13 protein-coding genes are annotated in these 16,421 nt (G+C 71.2%); 3 read left to right on the plus strand and 10 right to left on the minus strand.

What is annotated here, in order from left to right; all coding sequences use genetic code 11:
* Positions 1-115: 115 nt before the first annotated feature.
* Entirely contained in the window at positions 116-1,951 is a 1,836-nt protein-coding gene (gene lepA / locus G555_RS0114865) for a translation elongation factor 4 (protein WP_028709482.1), read from the minus strand.
* A gap of 176 nt (positions 1,952-2,127) precedes the next feature.
* On the opposite strand from lepA, the gene rpsT reads away from it, so the two are divergent.
* The gene (rpsT, locus tag G555_RS0114870; protein WP_028709483.1) at positions 2,128-2,388 is read left to right on the plus strand and encodes a 30S ribosomal protein S20; all 261 of its coding nucleotides are present in this window, start codon (positions 2,128-2,130) and stop codon (positions 2,386-2,388) included.
* Between the two features lie 125 nt (positions 2,389-2,513).
* Here rpsT and holA read toward each other — a convergent pair whose 3' ends face one another.
* The 7 genes from holA to G555_RS21475 all read right to left on the minus strand — a co-directional run bounded on the left by holA (position 2,514) and on the right by G555_RS21475 (position 11,841).
* Positions 2,514-3,485 carry a DNA polymerase III subunit delta gene (gene holA / locus G555_RS0114875; RefSeq protein WP_245581292.1) on the minus strand — a complete coding sequence of 324 codons (972 nt, stop codon included), beginning with the start codon at positions 3,483-3,485 and terminating at the stop codon, positions 2,514-2,516.
* Between the two features lie 58 nt (positions 3,486-3,543).
* Entirely contained in the window at positions 3,544-5,823 is a 2,280-nt protein-coding gene (locus tag G555_RS20335) for a ComEC/Rec2 family competence protein (RefSeq protein ID WP_169337933.1), read from the minus strand.
* 71 nt (positions 5,824-5,894) lie between these two features.
* The gene (locus G555_RS20340; RefSeq protein WP_051209346.1) at positions 5,895-6,743 is read right to left on the minus strand and encodes a helix-hairpin-helix domain-containing protein; all 849 of its coding nucleotides are present in this window, start codon (positions 6,741-6,743) and stop codon (positions 5,895-5,897) included.
* Between the two features lie 69 nt (positions 6,744-6,812).
* The gene (locus G555_RS0114890) at positions 6,813-7,415 is read right to left on the minus strand and encodes a maleylpyruvate isomerase family mycothiol-dependent enzyme (protein WP_084635304.1); all 603 of its coding nucleotides are present in this window, start codon (positions 7,413-7,415) and stop codon (positions 6,813-6,815) included.
* Between the two features lie 12 nt (positions 7,416-7,427).
* Positions 7,428-8,096 carry a helix-turn-helix transcriptional regulator gene (locus G555_RS20345; protein WP_084635305.1) on the minus strand — a complete coding sequence of 223 codons (669 nt, stop codon included), beginning with the start codon at positions 8,094-8,096 and terminating at the stop codon, positions 7,428-7,430.
* 78 nt (positions 8,097-8,174) lie between these two features.
* Positions 8,175-10,652, minus strand: coding sequence for a leucine--tRNA ligase (gene leuS / locus G555_RS0114900; protein WP_028709486.1), 2,478 nt, complete (start codon positions 10,650-10,652; stop codon positions 8,175-8,177).
* 247 nt (positions 10,653-10,899) lie between these two features.
* Entirely contained in the window at positions 10,900-11,841 is a 942-nt protein-coding gene (locus tag G555_RS21475) for a DUF4192 domain-containing protein (protein WP_084635306.1), read from the minus strand.
* Between the two features lie 114 nt (positions 11,842-11,955).
* Between G555_RS21475 and G555_RS22025 the strand changes: the two genes are divergently transcribed.
* Positions 11,956-12,810, plus strand: a complete 855-nt coding sequence (locus G555_RS22025) for a hypothetical protein (RefSeq protein ID WP_084635307.1) — start codon at positions 11,956-11,958, stop codon at positions 12,808-12,810.
* Positions 12,811-12,825: 15 nt separating this feature from the next.
* On the opposite strand, the gene G555_RS20360 is transcribed toward G555_RS22025, so the two are convergent.
* A complete protein-coding gene (locus G555_RS20360; RefSeq protein ID WP_036923208.1) occupies positions 12,826-13,998 on the minus strand; it encodes a glycosyltransferase in 1,173 nt (390 codons plus the stop codon).
* A 153-nt stretch (positions 13,999-14,151) separates the two neighbouring features.
* On the opposite strand from G555_RS20360, the gene G555_RS0114925 reads away from it, so the two are divergent.
* On the plus strand, positions 14,152-15,303 hold the full coding sequence (locus G555_RS0114925; RefSeq protein ID WP_028709489.1) for a glycosyltransferase: 1,152 nt from the start codon (positions 14,152-14,154) through the stop codon (positions 15,301-15,303).
* A gap of 45 nt (positions 15,304-15,348) precedes the next feature.
* Here G555_RS0114925 and G555_RS20365 read toward each other — a convergent pair whose 3' ends face one another.
* Entirely contained in the window at positions 15,349-16,290 is a 942-nt protein-coding gene (locus G555_RS20365) for a DMT family protein (protein WP_051209351.1), read from the minus strand.
* Between the last annotated feature and the right edge of the window lie 131 nt (positions 16,291-16,421).

Here is a 16,421-nt window from a genome sequence, read left to right on the forward strand (position 1 = left end):
GCACAAGCCCGTCCTTTCGACAAGCTCAAGGACCGGTGGGGGCAAGCTCAAGGACCGGTGGGGACAAGCTCAAGGACCGGTGGGGGCAGGCTCAAGCATCCGGCGGGGGCGGGCTCTACGAGCGGTCGCGGCCGGCATCCCCCGTGGACAATGCGGCGACGAAGGCCTCCTGGGGCACCTCGACCCGGCCGACGACCTTCATCCGCTTCTTGCCCTCTTTCTGCTTCTCCAGCAGCTTCCGCTTGCGTGTGATGTCGCCGCCGTAACACTTGGCGAGGACATCCTTGCGGAGGGCACGGACGGTCTCGCGGGCGATGACCCGCGATCCGATGGCGGCCTGGATGGGGATCTCGAACTGCTGCCGCGGGATGAGTTCCTTCAGCTTGGCGGCCATCGCCAGCCCGTAGCTGTAGGCCTTGTCCTTGTGGACGATCGCGCTGAACGCGTCCACGGGGTCGCCGTGGAGCAGGATGTCGACCTTCACCAGCTCGCCGGGCTGCTCCTCGAACGGTTCGTAGTCGAGGCTCGCGTACCCCTTGGTGCGGGACTTCAACTGGTCGAAGAAGTCGAACACGATCTCGGCGAGCGGCAGGATGTAGCGGATCTCGACCCGGTCCTCCGAGAGATAGTCGAGACCCTGCTGGGTGCCGCGACGCGCCTGGCACAGTTCGAGGATCGTCCCGATGTACTCGGCGGGGCTGAGGATCGTCGCCTTCACCACCGGTTCGTAGACCGTGGCCACCTTGCCGTCGGGAAACTCCGACGGATTGGTGACCTGGACCTCGGTGCCGTCTTCCATGATGACGCGGTAGACGACGTTCGGCGCGGTGGAGATGAGGTCGAGGCCGAACTCGCGCTCCAGCCGCTCGCGGACGATCTCCATGTGCAGCAGACCGAGGAACCCGACGCGAAAGCCGAAGCCGAGGGCCCCGGATGTCTCGGGCTCGTAGACCAGCGCGGCGTCGTTGAGCTGCAGCTTGTCCAGGGCCTCGCGAAGCTCGGGGAAGTCGGCGCCGTCGATCGGGTACAGGCCGGCGAAGACCATCGGGTTCGGGTGCCGGTAGCCGCCGAGCGGTTCGGTCGCCGGGCGCGACACCGCGGTGACGGTGTCGCCGACCCGGGACTGGCGGACATCCTTCACGCCGGTGATGAGGTAGCCGACCTCTCCTGCACCCAGGCCGCCGGACTTCAGGGGTTCGGGGGAGATGACGCCGACCTCCAGCGTCTCGTGCGTCGCCTTCGTGGACATCATCAGCACGCGTTCGCGGTGCGACAGCTCGCCGTCCACGACCCGCACGTAGGTGACGACCCCGCGGTAGGTGTCGTACACGGAGTCGAAGATGAGGGCGCGAGCCGGGCCTGCGGGATCGCCGGCCGGGGCCGGCACCTGCGCGACGATCGCGTCGAGCAGGTCGGCCACGCCCTCTCCGGTCTTGGCGGACACCTGGAACACCTCGCTGGGGTCGCACCCGACGAGGTGGGAGATCTCGGCCGCGAACTTCTCGGGCTGCGCGCTCGGCAGGTCGATCTTGTTGAGCACCGGAATGATGTGCAGGTCGGCGTCGAGTGCCAGGTACAGGTTCGCCAGTGTCTGCGCCTCGATGCCCTGCGCGGCGTCCACGAGCAGCAGCGCGCCCTCGCACGCCGCCAGCGACCGGGACACCTCGTAGGTGAAGTCCACGTGGCCGGGGGTGTCGATCATGTTGAGGACGTAGGTCGTGCCGTCGACCCGCCACGGCATCCGGACGGCCTGGGACTTGATCGTGATGCCCCGCTCGCGTTCGATGTCCATGCGGTCGAGGTATTGCGCACGCATGGAACGCTCGTCGACGACGCCGGTCAACTGGAGCATCCGGTCAGCCAGGGTCGACTTCCCGTGGTCGATGTGCGCGATGATCGAGAAGTTCCTGATCACGGCCTGATCGGTGCGGCCCGGTTGCGGTGTTCCCATTACTCCCACTTGTCGCGCTGTGCTGGACGGCCTATCTTCTCACGGCGGGCGCGACGCTCCGCATCCGGCACAACGCCGTCCGCCACGGGTTTGGCTCGGCGCCGACGCCGATGGTAACGTGGCACACCGCGTCCAGCGTGGCGCGTCAAACCCTTGAGCTCGAACCGAAGGTAGCCGTGGCGAACATCAAGTCCCAGATGAAGCGGATCAAGACGAACGAGAAGGCCCGCCTGCGCAACAAGGCCGTCAAGTCCGCCCTGCGCACCGACGTGCGCAAGTTCCGCGAGGCCGCCGAGGCCGGCGACGCCGAGAAGGCGCAGGAGCTGGCTCGCGTCGCGTGCCGCCAGCTCGACAAGGCCGTCTCGAAGGGCGTCATCCACGCCAACCAGGCCGCGAACCGCAAGTCCGCGATCGCTTCGGCAGCCGCCCAGCTCTGATCGCACGCGCCGCCCTCGCGGGCGGCCGTCGAGGACTGTGAACGCCGCTCCGCCCGGGGCGGCGTTTTGGCGTGCCCGGAGCACGACCGGTCCATCCCGGCGTCCGGCAGGGTTCGCGGCCCCTGTCAGGCGGACCGCTGCGCGATCACGGTGAGCACGAGCTGTTCGAGCGCATAGTCGGGGTCGCTCTCGGCCCCCTTGATCGCCGCGTCGGCGACGGCGACGGCCCGGATGGACGCGGCCACCCCTTCGGGGGTCCATGCGCGCGACTGCTTCGCGAGATCCTTGATCTTCCAGGGCGGCACGCCGATCTCTCGGGCGAGGTCGGCGTCGCGGCCGCCACCGCGGGCCCCGAAATACTTGCCCAGACTGCGCAGCCCCGCGGCGAGCGCGCTGCTGACGAGAACCGGGGCGACACCTGTGGCCAGCGCCCACCGGAGCCGTTCCAGCGCCGTGACGGTCTGCCCGGCCATCACGGCATCGGCGACGGCGAACGAGGTCACCTCGGCCCTCCCGGCGAAGTACCGCCGCACGTTGGACTCGCGGATCGTCCCGTCGTCGGCATCGCTCAGCAACTGGGCCACGGCCGAGCTCAGCGCCCGCAGGTCGGAGCCCACGGCGTCCACGACGATCGCGGCGGCCTCGTGATCGATCCGGCCGCCGGCGCGACGCGCCTCGCCGGCGACGAACTGGGGCAGTTCCCACGCCTTCACCGGCGTGCAGTCGACCACCTCGTCGGCAGCCTTGCGGACCTTGTCGACCAGTGAGCGCCCCGCCTGGCCGCCCGTGTGGACGAGGATGAGCGCGGTCTCTCCGGGCGGGTTGCGCACCAGGCTCAGCAGCGGCTCGTGCAGATCGGCCGGCAGGGAGCCGATCCCCCAGACGACGGTCGCCGTGGTCTCGGCGAGGAGCGATCCGCCCGTCAGCTCGACGAGACGACCCGCGTCGGCGATCTCGGCGGCCTCGACGACGTTGGCGTTCAGCGCCGGCGCGGCGGCCGCGAGGTCTTTCACCATTCCGTCGACCGCCCTCGACGCGAGGAACGACTCGGCGCCGTTGACGAAGACGACACGACCGAGAAGGGACTGTGCAGGCACGAGCCCAAGCATGCCATCCACCACCGACGCACCGCCGCCCGCGACGGGAACGGAGCCGTCATCCCGCCGAGGCGACGGTCAGCCGATCGACCGGACCGGACACCGCGACGGTGCCGCCCAGATCGGTGCGGAAGACCCGCATGCCGGCGTTCTCCAAGGTCGCGACGGTGGATCGCGCGGGATGCCCGTACGGGTTGTCCTCCCCCACCGAGATGAGGGCGACCCTGGCGCCGGTCGTCGCGAGGTAGGGCGCGTGCTGGCGCCGCGATCCGTGGTGCGGCACCGCCAGGACATCCACCTTCGGCACGCCTCGGGCCAGCAGCCGCGCCTGCCCGGCGGGCTCCCGGTCGCCCGCGCACAGCATGGCCAGCGTCGTGCCCGTGCCGTCGGTCTGCCGGATGAGCACCGCGAGGCTCGCGTCGTTCTCGTCGGCCGACTCCTCGTCGTCGGAGCCCGACGCCGTGAGCGCCGGCGACGGGGCATCGACGACCTGCACGGTCACCGCGCCCACGCTCAGCACGTCGCCGGTCGCGGCCGTCCGGCGTTCGACGCCGGCGTCGTCGAGGGTCGCCGCGATGGCTCGTCGCGCGGCGCCGCCGGAGCCGACCTCGTTGACGAGGACGATTCCCGCGACCGTGCGGCTCAGGACTCCGTCGAGCCCGCCGATGTGATCGGCGTGGTCGTGGGTGAGCACGAGGACGGGCACCTCCGCGATGCCCAGCGACCGGAGGCAGGCGTCCACGAGCGCGGGCTCCGGGCCCGTGTCGACCATCACCGCGGCCCGGGGCCCTGCCCGGATCAGGAAGGCGTCCCCCTGCCCGACGTCGCAGGCCGCGACCCGCCAGTCCCCCGGCGGCCATCCCGGGTGCACGGGCCCGACGAGGGCGACCACGGCCAGCGCGAGGAGGATCGTGACGGCGCGGCGGCCGGTCGCCAACAGGCGCGGGAGTGCGACGGCCATCCACACGCACGCCAGGGTGAGGACGGCCAGCGAGCCGCCGCCGGCCGGCCACGACATCTGTGCACCGGGGGCAGCGGCCAGGATCCGGGCCACGTGGACGATGCCGAGCGCGCACCAGCCGGCCGCCCAGCCGAACACGGCGGCGAGGGCGGGCATCGGCACCGCGAGCCCGGCGGCCAGGAACCCGAGCACGGTGGCGGGCCCCACCAGCGGACCGGCCACCAGATTCGCCGGCAGCGACACCAGCGACACCTGTCCCGACAGCGCCGCGATCGCGGGCTGCGTGGCGAGCTGCGCGGCCATCGTGATCGTCAGCGCCTCGGCGGCAGGTCGCCACAGCCAGGCCGCGAGCCGGTCGGCCCACCGCCCCGACCACCACACGATGCCGCCGGTGGCGAGCACCGACAGCGCGAATCCCCAGGACCGGCTCATCCACGGATCGGTCACGACGAGCATCGTGACCGCCACGGACAGGGGTCTCATCCCCGCCCTGCCGCGGGCGCGGCCGAGCGACGCGAGCGCGACGAGCCCCATCGCCGCCGCCCGGACGACGCTCGGCTCGCCCCGGCACAGCGCGACGAAGGCCACGATCCCAGCCGCCGACGCGCCGCGCAGCCACCAGCCGCGCAGCCCCACCCACCGCGACGCGACCCCCAGGAACGCCAGGAGGAGCGTGAGGTTCGCACCGGACACGGCCGTCAGATGCGTCAGGCCCGTCGCACGGAACGCGGCCGACAGATCGTCGTCGAGACCACGCGTGTCCCCCACGACCAGCGCCGGGACGAGGGCGCGTGCCTCGGGAGCGAGCTCCGCCACCGACTGTCTGAGGCCGGCCCGGACTCGCTCGATGACGGCCAGCGGCGGGCTGGGGCCGGCGAGGATCTCGGGATCACCCCTCGCCCGCGCCACGGCGACGAGCTCGTCCGACCGTTGAGGCGGGGCGAGTCGGACGGTCACCCGCAGGCGCATTCCGACGACGATGGCCGACCAGCGTTCCCCTCCGCCCGACGAGAGCAGCGCCTCCTGGCCGGTCTTCCACTGCTGCCCCCGGGCCTGCAGCGTCTCCAGCCGGACCCGGGCCGACCAGGTCGTGCCCCACGCGCCGACACGCTCGGCCGGCTCGCCTGTGACGACCCCCTCGACCACGGCGACGGAGCCCGCCTCGGCGAGTCCGGTGACCGGGCTCGCGGCGAGTTGCCAGGCACGCGCGCCGCCGAGCAGGACTCCGCCGAGCACAGCGACACCGACTGCCCCCCACAGCCAGGAGCGCCGGGCCCATCCCGCGACCATCGCCGCCGCGCCCAGCACCGCGCCGGCTCCGGCCGGCCAGCCCCACCCCGTTCCCAGCCAGGCGCCCGCCCATGCGCCCAGCGCCACCGGAACCAGGCGGACGTCGCCCCCTCCGCCCTGCGGAGGCCACCGCGGCGGCTCCTGTGCCGTGCCGCGCATCAGACGCGGACGTGGGGAGCCAGTTGCGCGTAGGTCTTCTCGCCGACGCCGGTGATCTCCTGCAGCTCCTCGACCCGGGAGAACCGTCCGTGGCTCTGCCGCCATTCGAGGATCCGCCCCGCCGTCACAGGCCCGATCCCGGGCAGGTCCTCCAGTTGCGCCTGCGTCGCCGTGTTGAGGTCCACGAGGGACTGTCCTCCGCTCACGCTCGCGGCTGCGCCGTCGCCGGAGCCGGACTTCACCTCGCCGCGCGGCGTGCGTCTCGTGCCGATCACGATCTGCGACCCGTCGGACACGACCGCGGCCAGGTTGAGCTCGGCCGCGTCGGCCTCGGAGGTGAGCCCTCCCGCCGCCGCGATGGCGTCGGCGACGCGCGACCCGGCCGCCAGCCGGACCACCCCGGGCCGGGCAACCGCTCCCAGGACGTGGATCTGGATCTGAGCAGGCGCTTCACCGCCCGATGCCGTCGCCGATCCCGTGACCGACGCCTCCGGCGTGGTGGCGGACGCCCCCGCCGATCCCGTGACGGTCGGGCTCACCCCCACGGCGACCGAGTACGTCCGGTGCTGCGTCAGGACGTAGCCGGTCACCACGATGCCGAGCCCGACCACCGCGAGAACGACGACGAGGTGCGCCCGCACGAAGGCCGGCGCCCGCACAGCGGCCGCGGTGAACCGCCCGCGCATGCCGCTCGGAGGCGAGTCGTCCTCCGTCGGCAGCGCAGCAGGGTCGGGCGGCGGCTCCCCCGGGACGACCCTCGAGTCGGAGGTGCCGGGAAGCAGGGTGTCCAGCCGTGCCCGGACGTACTCGTCCAGAACCGGATCTCGTCTGTGCCCTCGCGGTGACATGTCTCGGTTGTGCGACGCCGATCGACGTGCCTGTCGGCACAGCGGCGAGCCTGTGGAGGACGCGTCGTGTCACGGCGCACTGTGGACGATGTCGACGTCCGCGACGTCCCGCCGCCCGTACACCCAGCACATCAGTTCGCCGGGCTCGCCGATCACGAGGACCCCGGGCCCGCCGGCGGACACCCGGTGCCGGCGACCATCGGGCACGGCGATGACCAGCCCGGGCGGGAGCCGCCTCCGCAGCGTCGTCGCGGCGCGGCAGACGCGCCGCCACAGCGCCTCGGCCAGCGGCGGATCGACCAGACCCTGGACGATCGCGTTGGGCCGCGCGACGTCCTGGGTATGCATCCACAACTCACCCAGCGAGTGCCGGTGGTCCTCCAGCCCGTCGAACGGCATACACCGGAAGCCACCGTGTTCGGCGCGCAGCCGAGCGACGAGATCGAGGTAGGACCAGCGGTCCCGCAGGAGCGACGCCCTGCGCAGGCCGAGGCCCCCGAGGCCCGGGACCATCCCGGCCCAGCTCAGCGGATCGTGGGACAACGCCCACAGGTGCACCGCCAGATCATGCGCATCCCACCCGTCGCACAGCGTCGGAGAGGTCGGGGCCACCGAGGCAAGCACATCGCAGCACCGGGCTCGTTGCCGGTCGCGCAACTCCGCCGTGCGCACGCCGGGCGAGGGTCAGTCGGCGGAACCGTCGCTGACCGTGAACTGGAGCCGGGGCGGGTCGCCCAGTTCGAGCACGCAGTGCCGCCCCTCGAAATCGGGGGTCAGGCGCACGTCGCGGGCGAGCCCGGTGTGCGACGCGTACTCCATGAACGCACCGGCATGCAACGAGCACACGATCGACGGAAACTGACGGGCGCTCTCGACGATGGGGCACCGGCCGATGACGATCTCACGATCGTCGCCGCCGATCGCCACGCAGCCGTGCTGGCCCATCCACGATCGGATCCCCTCCGACACAGCCTCGGGATCGGCCTGGATGAGGCGGGCCCCCCAGGCCCGGCCGGCTTGGAGAGCGACCTGCTCCGGTGCGTCGCAGAGCCCGTCGATGATGCGGGCGAGTTCGTTGGCGAGATCGATGTACGCCCGTTCGCGCGCCCCGCGGGACGGGTTCGCGCGGTACTTGATCGCCGGACGGCCCCGTCCGTTCGGTTTCGCTGACGTCGCCAGAACATAATCGGCGTCGACGAGCGCGTCGAGGTGCTCGCGCACCGTGTTCGGATGCTGCCCGAGCTCGAGTGCGAGCTCCTTCACCGTCCGAGCGCCCCCCAGCTCGCGCAGGGCGCGCAACACGGACGCCCGTGCACTCGAGAGCTCGATTCTGGGTTGCGTTGCAGTGGCCACGACGCCAGTCTAGGTAGCCGCCCGGCACCTCGACGGCGACCAGCACAATTTCTCTGGGTAATGCATATGTATGACCCGTCACTTCTCCGGGACGATACTCACCAGCTTCGGGAGGCGCGCGATGACCTGCCGGACGGCCCGCCCGTCGAGCGCACGGACCACGCCGGGATCCGCGAGGGCGAGGGCCACCGCGTCGTCCTCGGACAGGGTCGTCGGAATCTCGATCTTGGCGCGCACCTTGCCTTGCACCTGGACGACCATCGTCGTCGACTCGGACACCAGCAACGCCGGATCGGCCTCGGGCCAGGTGCTGTTCGCGACCGACGGGGCATGCCCGAGCAACGCCCACATCTCCTCGGCGACGTAGGGAGCGACGACGCTCAGCATCACCGCCAGGGCCTCGACGGCCTCGCGCACGGCGGGATCGGCCGGGCCGCAGCCGGAGTCGATCGCCTTGCGGGTGGCGTTCACCAGTTCCATGTCACGTGCGACCTCGACGTTGAACCGGCCCGACTCCAGCGCCTCGGTGACCCCGTGGATCGTCTTGTGCGTCTGGCGGCGCAGCGCCAGATCGCCGGTCGCCGGGTCCGCACCGAACGCGCTGGTGACCTCGGTCGCGAGCCGGTAGGCACGCTGCAGGAACCGCAGGGTGGAGGCCGGCGAGACATCCGCCCAGTCGATGTCGTCCTCGGGCGGCCCGGCGAACACGACGGTCGTGCGAACGGCGTCCACTCCGAACCGGTCGATCTGCTCCCCGAGGTCCACGCCGTTGTTCAGCGACTTGCTCATCGCCTTGCCCTGGTTGATGACCTGGCCCTGATTCAGCAACCGGGAGAACGGCTCGGTGAAGTCGACCATTCCCAGGTCGTGCAGCACCTTGGTGAAGAAACGCGAATACAGCAGATGGAGGATCGCATGCTCCACGCCGCCCACGTACTGAGCGACGGGCATCCACCGCGCGACGTCGGCCGGGTCGAACGGGCCCTCGGTGTAGCCCGGGGAGCAGTAGCGGAAGAAGTACCACGACGAGTCGACGAAGGTGTCCATCGTGTCGGCGTCCCGTTTCGCCGGGCCGCCGCAGTGCGGGCAGGCCACATTCACCCAGTCCTCGGCTGCCGCGAGCGGGGACACGCCCTTCGGCGCCAGGGCCGCGCCGCGCAGGTCGGGGAGCTCGACGGGCAGTTGCTCGTCGGGCACCGGCACCTCGCCGCACGCCGGGCAATGGATGATCGGGATCGGGCAGCCCCAGAAGCGCTGACGGCTCAGCAGCCAGTCGCGCAGCCGGTAGGTGACCGCGGCGCGGCCGAGGCCGTCGGCCTCGAGCTGCGCGCAGATCGCGGCGATCCCTGCCGACGTGTCGGGCAGTCCGTCCAGGGGGCCGGAGTTGACGTAGGTCCCGTCGCCGGGGGTGGCCGCGCCGCTGCTGCCCGGGTCGGGCAGCCCCGTCTCGATGACCACCCGCACCGGCAGCCCGAACGTCAGCGCGAAATCGAGATCGCGCTGGTCGTGGGCGGGAACCGCCATGATCGCGCCCGTGCCGTACTCGCTGAGCACGTAGTCGGCCGCCCACACCGGCAGCCTCTCCCCGTTCACGGGGTTGGTCGCATACCGCCCGAGGAAGACGCCGGTCTTCTCGCGCTCGGTCGACTGCCGTTCGATCTCGGACGTCTGCTTCACCCGCGCCAGATACGCCTCGAACTCCTCGCGGTGCTCGTCGTCGACGAGTTCGGACGCCAGCTCCGCGTCGGGGGCGACGACGAAGAAGGTCGCTCCGAACAAGGTGTCGGGACGCGTCGTGAACACCGTCACGGGCTCGTCGCGGCCCTCGATCCGGAAGTCGACGTAGGCGCCGTCGGAACGGCCGATCCAGTTGCGCTGCATGGCCAGCACACGATCGGGCCATTTCCCTTCGAGCTGGGACATGTCGTCCAGCAGCCGCTGCGCGTAGTCGGTGATCTTGAAGTACCACTGCGTCAGCTTGCGCTTCGTGACCGTGGCGCCGCAGCGCTCACAGGCGCCTTGCACGACCTGCTCGTTGGCGAGCACCGTCTGATCGACCGGGCACCAGTTGACGTAGGACGCACGGCGGTAGGCGAGTCCCTTCTCGTAGAAGCGCAGGAACAGCCACTGGGTCCACCGGTAGTACTCCGGATCGGAGGTGTGCAGCCGCCGCGTCCAGTCCAGGCTCAGCCCGTAGCGCCGGAACGAACGCGCCTGCGTCTCGATATTGGCGTACGTCCACTCGGCCGGGTGGGCGTTCCGGGCGATCGCCGCGTTCTCCGCGGGCAGGCCGAAGGAATCCCAGCCGATGGGGTGCATGACGTCGTACCCCTTGAGCCGCCAGTAGCGCGCGATGATGTCGCCCATGACGAAAGCCTCGGCGTGGCCCATGTGCAGGTCCCCCGACGGGTAGGGGAACATGTCGAGGACGTAGCGCCGCTCGCGACGACCGTCGTCCCGAGGGGCGAAGGTGTCGTCCTTCGCCCAGAACTCCTGCCACCGCTGCTGCGCGGCCGCAGCGTCGTAGGAGGCCCGGCCCTCTGGTTCGCTCGTCATCTGTCTCCTCGGTCATCAGCAGGCATGAAAAAACCCCTCCGCCCTGGGGCACAAGGGGTCGCCGCGTCCGGTTCGGCGCCGGCGCGGCTAGCGACGAAGCAGGCCTGCAGCGTGCACGCGTGCGAGTCTAGCGCATCGCTTCGGCGGCCCCCGCCCCGCCCAACGCTCCGAAACTGCCGGAATTCGGTCGGAATCCGGCAGCTTCGGAGCGCTCGGCGGGGACGGGTGCCAGGAACGGAGCGTTCGGTCAAGGACCCCAGGACCGGCGGAGCTCCCCGTAGCGATCGGGCGGGACGGCCGCGTCGATCATGAGGTCGAGCAGATCCAGCCCGCAGCCGCCGCCCGGCCGCAGAAGCCGGCCCTTCTCGAGGCAGATCGCCGCCGACGCGCCGTCCCCGGTCAGCCAGGACGCGATGCCGAGCAGCGCGTACACGGGTGGGGCGTCGGCGGGCATCGTGCGCACCAGGACGGCGTGCCACAACTCCTGCCGGGCGGAGGCATCGTCGAGGGTCAGACTCCGCCAGGCGTGGATCCACGGGCGCTCCGTCCCGAGGATGATCCCGGCCCGAACGAGCTCGTCCTCGTCCGCCGACGGCCCACGTCGCGCCAGGTCGTCGAGCGCGGCGTACCGGTTCGCCAGGGAACGACGCCGCAGCATCCGGCGCAGCCGCGCCCGCTCGACCGCGACGATCTCGGCCGTCGCCGGCGGCAGCGGCTCGTAGGACGCGGCCAGTCGCTCGCGCGTGGGGAGGGCCGACATCCCGCGCAGGACAGCCGACGCCGCGATCACCGACGATTCGGCGGGGACGGGGCGTCCGGGGCCGGCCAGGTCGTCCGACGACCACCACAGGCTTTCGTCCGAGGCGATGCCGAACAGCACGTCGTGACCGTAGGCGGACCCGAGGGCGGCCAGCAGGTAGCGCGCCAGCCCGCCGTCGGCCGAGAACACGAGCAGCCCCAGGGACGACCCGTCGAACTGCGCCTGCAGCGCGTTGAGCCGCTGGTGCAGCGACCGCCACTCCTGTTCGCCGGCGGGGAGATCCCATCGCGCCGACACGGCGACGACGCCGCGGACCATGACGAGGGCCACGACCGACTCGTGCGGATGGAATCCGATCAGATACGGGACGACGGACAGCACGTCCTCCAGCCGCGTCACCTTCAGCGGGGGTTCGCAGGTTTCCTTCATGCCGTGGATATGCGCCCGTCGCGCTCGCCCTGCCCCTGCGCTCCCGAGCCTGTGGGCAACGCGGCGCGGGCCCCCGACTGTGGACGACGCCGCGCCGGTATTCTGGGGGCCACCATGTCTCAGCAACCGCCACCGGGTCACCCCAGCGGGTCCCCGCAACAGCCGCAGGGACCGTGGCCGACCGGTGGCCGGCCCGCGTCCGGGCAGCCCCCCTGGGCCGCAGCCCCGCCGCCGGGCAACGCACAGGGCGGGCAATGGGCTGCGGGATCGGCAGGTCCGCAGGGCTATCCCTACGGCCCGCCCCCGGCGTCTCCCCCGGCCCAGCCGGGCCCGTGGAACGTCGATTCGCCCTGGTACCGGCCGCAAGCACCTCAGCCTCAGCCCGGCCCCGCCGGGCCGGCGAACGCCTGGCCCGCGAACGACCCGGCCGCCCCGCTCGGTCGTCAGGCACCGAGCGCGAACAGCATCGCCAACTACCAGCCGCCACGCCGCCGCTGGCCATGGTGGCTGGCGGGCGGCGCCGCCGCGGCCGTCGTCGTCGTCCTGGCGGTGAACGTCGCGGTCCCCGGCGGCCTGCTGCCGGTCCCCACGTCGCCCACGCCCACCATCGCCACGGCGACGACGAGCCCCATGGCGGGGGGAACCGCGTTCGAATCGTCCACCGAGGACGCCACCGGCTACTGGCGCGTCGCACGGACCGAGTGGGGCGCGGGGTACGCCGATGTCCTGATCGAGATCACCTGCCGCTCCGGCTCGATGACCTACAGCTTCTTCGCGTTCGAGAACTCGGCGTCCCAAGGCGTCGACAGCGAGATCAGCGACCGCGCCCCGAGCATCCTGACCGGAGCGCTCGACGAGGGTGAGTCGGTTCAGGGGTGGGTGCGTTTCCCCCTCGCCCAGGAGACATCGACCATCGTCCTCGCGACACGCTCCGGGCGGCAGATCTCGGCGCTGGAGATCAAGCCCTGAGCCGAACCGCCCAGCTCAGACGTGCCGGACGCCCTCGATCGCGTCTTGGTAGAGCGCCAGGAACTTGTCGACCGTCACACCCATCGCATGCTGAGCGACGATCCGCCTGCTGGCCGCGCCCATCCGGTCGCGCAGCCCGGGATCGGCCAGCAGCAGGCCCAGCCGCGAGGCGAGATCGTCGGAATCGCCGGGAGTGAACAGGTACCCGTTGACCTCGGGCTTCACCAGGTGAGGCAGGGCCATCGCATTCGCCGCCACGACGGGCTTGCCCGCGGCCATCGCCTCCATCGTCACGATCGACTGCAACTCGGCCACGCCCGGCATCACGAAGATGTCGGCGCGCCCGAAGGCGTCGACGAGCTCGTCCTCCTCGACGAAGCCGCGGAAGACGACCCGGTCGGCGACATCCAGCGATTCGGCGAGCCGCTCCCACGCCCCGCGCAGCGACCCGTTGCCGACGATCTCGAGCCGCGCCCCGAGGGACGCCGGAAGCTGCGAGAACGCCGTGATGAGCTCGTTGACGCGTTTCTCCTGATCGAGGCGGCCCACGAACAGGATCGTCGGGTCGGACGAGTAGCGTCCGACCCCGAGATGGTGCCGGGCCGCCGCCTCCTCGTACCGTGCGACGTCGATCCCGTTGGAGATGGGGATCGCGCCGCGGAAGGCCGTCGCCCGCTCGAGCAGTTCGACGGCCTTCGGCGTCGGAGAGGTGATCGCCGACGCGCCCGCGAACACGCGGTCGAGCTCGCCCCACACCCACTTCGAGCCGACACCACGCAGCACCTTGGGCACGGGCACGTGGTCGAAGAAGTTCTCGGGCATGAGGTGGTTGGTGGCGACGAACGGCACATCCAGCGCTCGCGCCGCCCGGGTGACCGATGCGCACAGCCAGAAATGGTCCTGCACGTGGATGACATCGGGGCCGACGTCCTCCACGACCGGTCGGCACCGCGCGGCACCGATCGGGCTGAGCCGGAAGTTCTCGTAGAACGGGTACGGCACCGATCGGCGGCGGTGAACGGTCACCCCCTTGGAATCGGTGATCGTCTCTGCGACGCCCGTCGGCGACGGGCAGACCAGATGCACCTCGTGGCTGCGCTCCACCAGAGCGTGCGCGAAGCGCTCGGTGAACATGGCTGCACCGTTGACCGTCGGCGGATAGGTATCAGTCCCTATGAGAACCTTCACCTGTTCATCCTCTCCAAGGTGGTCCGCCCGCAGCATCCCACGCTGGAGGGGGCTAGGGACGACCATAGTCTAGTGAGGGCGACCGGCTCGTCCGATCAGGGTTGCTAGGGTCGTGACTACCGGAGCGGTGATCGAAGTGGAGGGCCGTGGGCCGTGAAGATCCTGTTGGCGAGCGACACCTTCGCCCCCGACGTGAACGGGGCTGCGCGCTTCACCGAACGACTCGGGGCCGCCCTCGCCGCTCGCGGCCATGACGTGCATGCGGTCGTCCCGTCCCCCACGGGCACGGCGTACACCGAGGTGTTCGAGGGCATCGTCGTCCACCGCATCGCATCGCACGAGTACCCGTTCGCCAAGGGCTTCTTCGTGTGCATGCCGTGGACGGTGCGCCGCGCGCTGACACGGCTGTTCGCCGAGTTCCGCCCCGATGTCGTCCACGCGCAGAACCACTACGTGATCGGACGCTACGCGTGCACCCTCGCCCGAAAGCTCGACATCGGGCTGGTCGCGACCAACCACTTCATGCCCGAGAACCTCGTCGAGCACGCGAAGATCCCGCAGGCGCTGCGCGACCTCGTGTGCAACCTCGCCTACAAGGACGTCGGTCGCGTCTTCCGCTCCGCCGGGATCCTCACCGCCCCCACGCCCCGCGCCGTGGAGCTGTACAGCGCGAAGACCGGCGCGACGAACATGGTGGCCGTATCGAACGGCATCGACCCGGCCCCGTACGAGGCGGCCGCCCGGGAGGCCGCGCCGAACGAGGTGCCCGTTATCCTCTTCGCCGGACGCCTCGACCAGGAGAAGCGCGTCAACGAGCTCATCGCCGCGGTCGCGAAACTGCCGGCGAGCATTCCCTACCGCCTCGACGTCATCGGCAACGGATCCCACCGCGAGGTGTGGACCCGGCAGGCGACGGACCTGGGGCTGGTGCCCGACAAGGTGCGCTTCCTCGGGTTCGTCGACGAGTCCGAGCTCATCGCCGCCTACGGGCACTGTGACCTGTTCTGTATTCCGGGCGTCGCCGAACTGCAGTCGCTGGTGACCCTGGAGGCCATGGCGGCCAGCAAGCCGATCGTGGGCGCGCGTGCGATGGCGCTGCCCCATCTCATCCATCCCGGCGAGAACGGCTGGCTCTACGAGCCCGGCGACGTCGACGAGCTGCGGGACCGGCTGGCCGACCTGCTGCGCGACCCCGCGAAGCGACTGCGGTTCGGCGAGCGGAGCCACGAGATCGTCACCACGCAGCACAGTTGGGACGCCACGCTGCGCGCGTTCGAGCGGTTCTACACGACCGTGGCCCACTGATCCGCCGCCCGGACCGTGGGTCCGCGCGGCGCAGGCGGGAGAGGCTCAGGGCTCGATGGAGTGGGTCTTGCCCGCCGGCCCGGCCTCCTGCAACGCCAGGTACTCCCGCTGCGCCACCGCCTCGGGGTGGTCGTGGGACAGCAGGACGACCCCGAGGATCGAGGCAATGCCCAGGGCGGCCATCCCGAGCCCGATGCCGAGCGACAGCCCGACGCTCTCACCCAGCACGAACAGACCGATCATCACGGCCACGAACGGATCGGTCGTCGTCATGGACCCGACGACCGTCTCGGCCGGACCGTTCGCGTAGCCCTGCTGGATCATCCAGCCGCCGCCCGCGTAGCAGGCGAGCAACGCGGCGACGCAGATCCAGAACGCCGGGTTCCCCGACCACTCGTGGCGCGTGATCCACTCGGCCACCACGCGGATGAGCGACGACGCGAGCCCGTAGCACACCGATCCGGCCGACGCCCAGGCCAGGCAGCGCAGCGCCTTCGGGCCGGAGTGACCGGCGAAACCCAGGACCACGGCCGCGGCGGCCACCGCGGCGATCGCGACCAGCAGCGCCGTCTCGTGGAGCTGGACGTCGACGGCCGTGTAGAGCGAGGACAGCCAGGTGAACAGGCCGAGCGACACGAGCGTCACCGCCACCCACAGCCAGACCCGCGGCGGGATCCTGTGCTTGTGGATGCGGGCCGCGAGCAGGATCGACCACGGCACGGCGAGGATCCCGACGGGCTGGACGACCGTCACGGGGCCGAGGATCAGCGCGACCACGTGCAACGCGGCCCCGACGCCGAGGACGCACAGGCCGAGCAGCCAGCGCGGCGTCCGGATGAGGCGCCACATCGCGGCGAGCCCCATCGTCTTCTGGTCGCGCTTGGCGACGGTCTCGCCCACCGCATAGTGCTGGATCGCGGCGCCGCCGGCGAATCCGATGGTGGCGATGAGCGCGAGGACGATCGCGAGCGGGATGTTCTGTTCCATGACCTGCCTTCGTGAGGGCCCAGACAAGTATGCCCCGGCTCCTGCCGCGCGGCGGTACGACCACGGCCTCGTGAGGGTCGGTTCAGGGTCGTCCCCTGAGCCGGTGCCCGGTGGCCGGACGGGCCGCGACC

It is taken from the genome of Propionicicella superfundia DSM 22317 (genome assembly GCF_000423465.1).
In the GTDB taxonomy this organism is placed as follows: domain Bacteria; phylum Actinomycetota; class Actinomycetes; order Propionibacteriales; family Propionibacteriaceae; genus Propionicicella; species Propionicicella superfundia.

Coding starts and splice junctions, on each gene's coding strand:
- G555_RS20340 (WP_051209346.1), bottom strand. CDS start 6,743: ATGTCACCGCGAGGGCACAGACGAGATCCGGTTCTGGACGAGTACGTC.
- lepA (WP_028709482.1), bottom strand. CDS start 1,951: ATGGGAACACCGCAACCGGGCCGCACCGATCAGGCCGTGATCAGGAAC.
- G555_RS21475 (WP_084635306.1), bottom strand. CDS start 11,841: ATGAAGGAAACCTGCGAACCCCCGCTGAAGGTGACGCGGCTGGAGGAC.
- G555_RS22025 (WP_084635307.1), top strand. CDS start 11,956: ATGTCTCAGCAACCGCCACCGGGTCACCCCAGCGGGTCCCCGCAACAG.
- G555_RS20365 (WP_051209351.1), bottom strand. CDS start 16,290: ATGGAACAGAACATCCCGCTCGCGATCGTCCTCGCGCTCATCGCCACC.
- leuS (WP_028709486.1), bottom strand. CDS start 10,652: ATGACGAGCGAACCAGAGGGCCGGGCCTCCTACGACGCTGCGGCCGCG.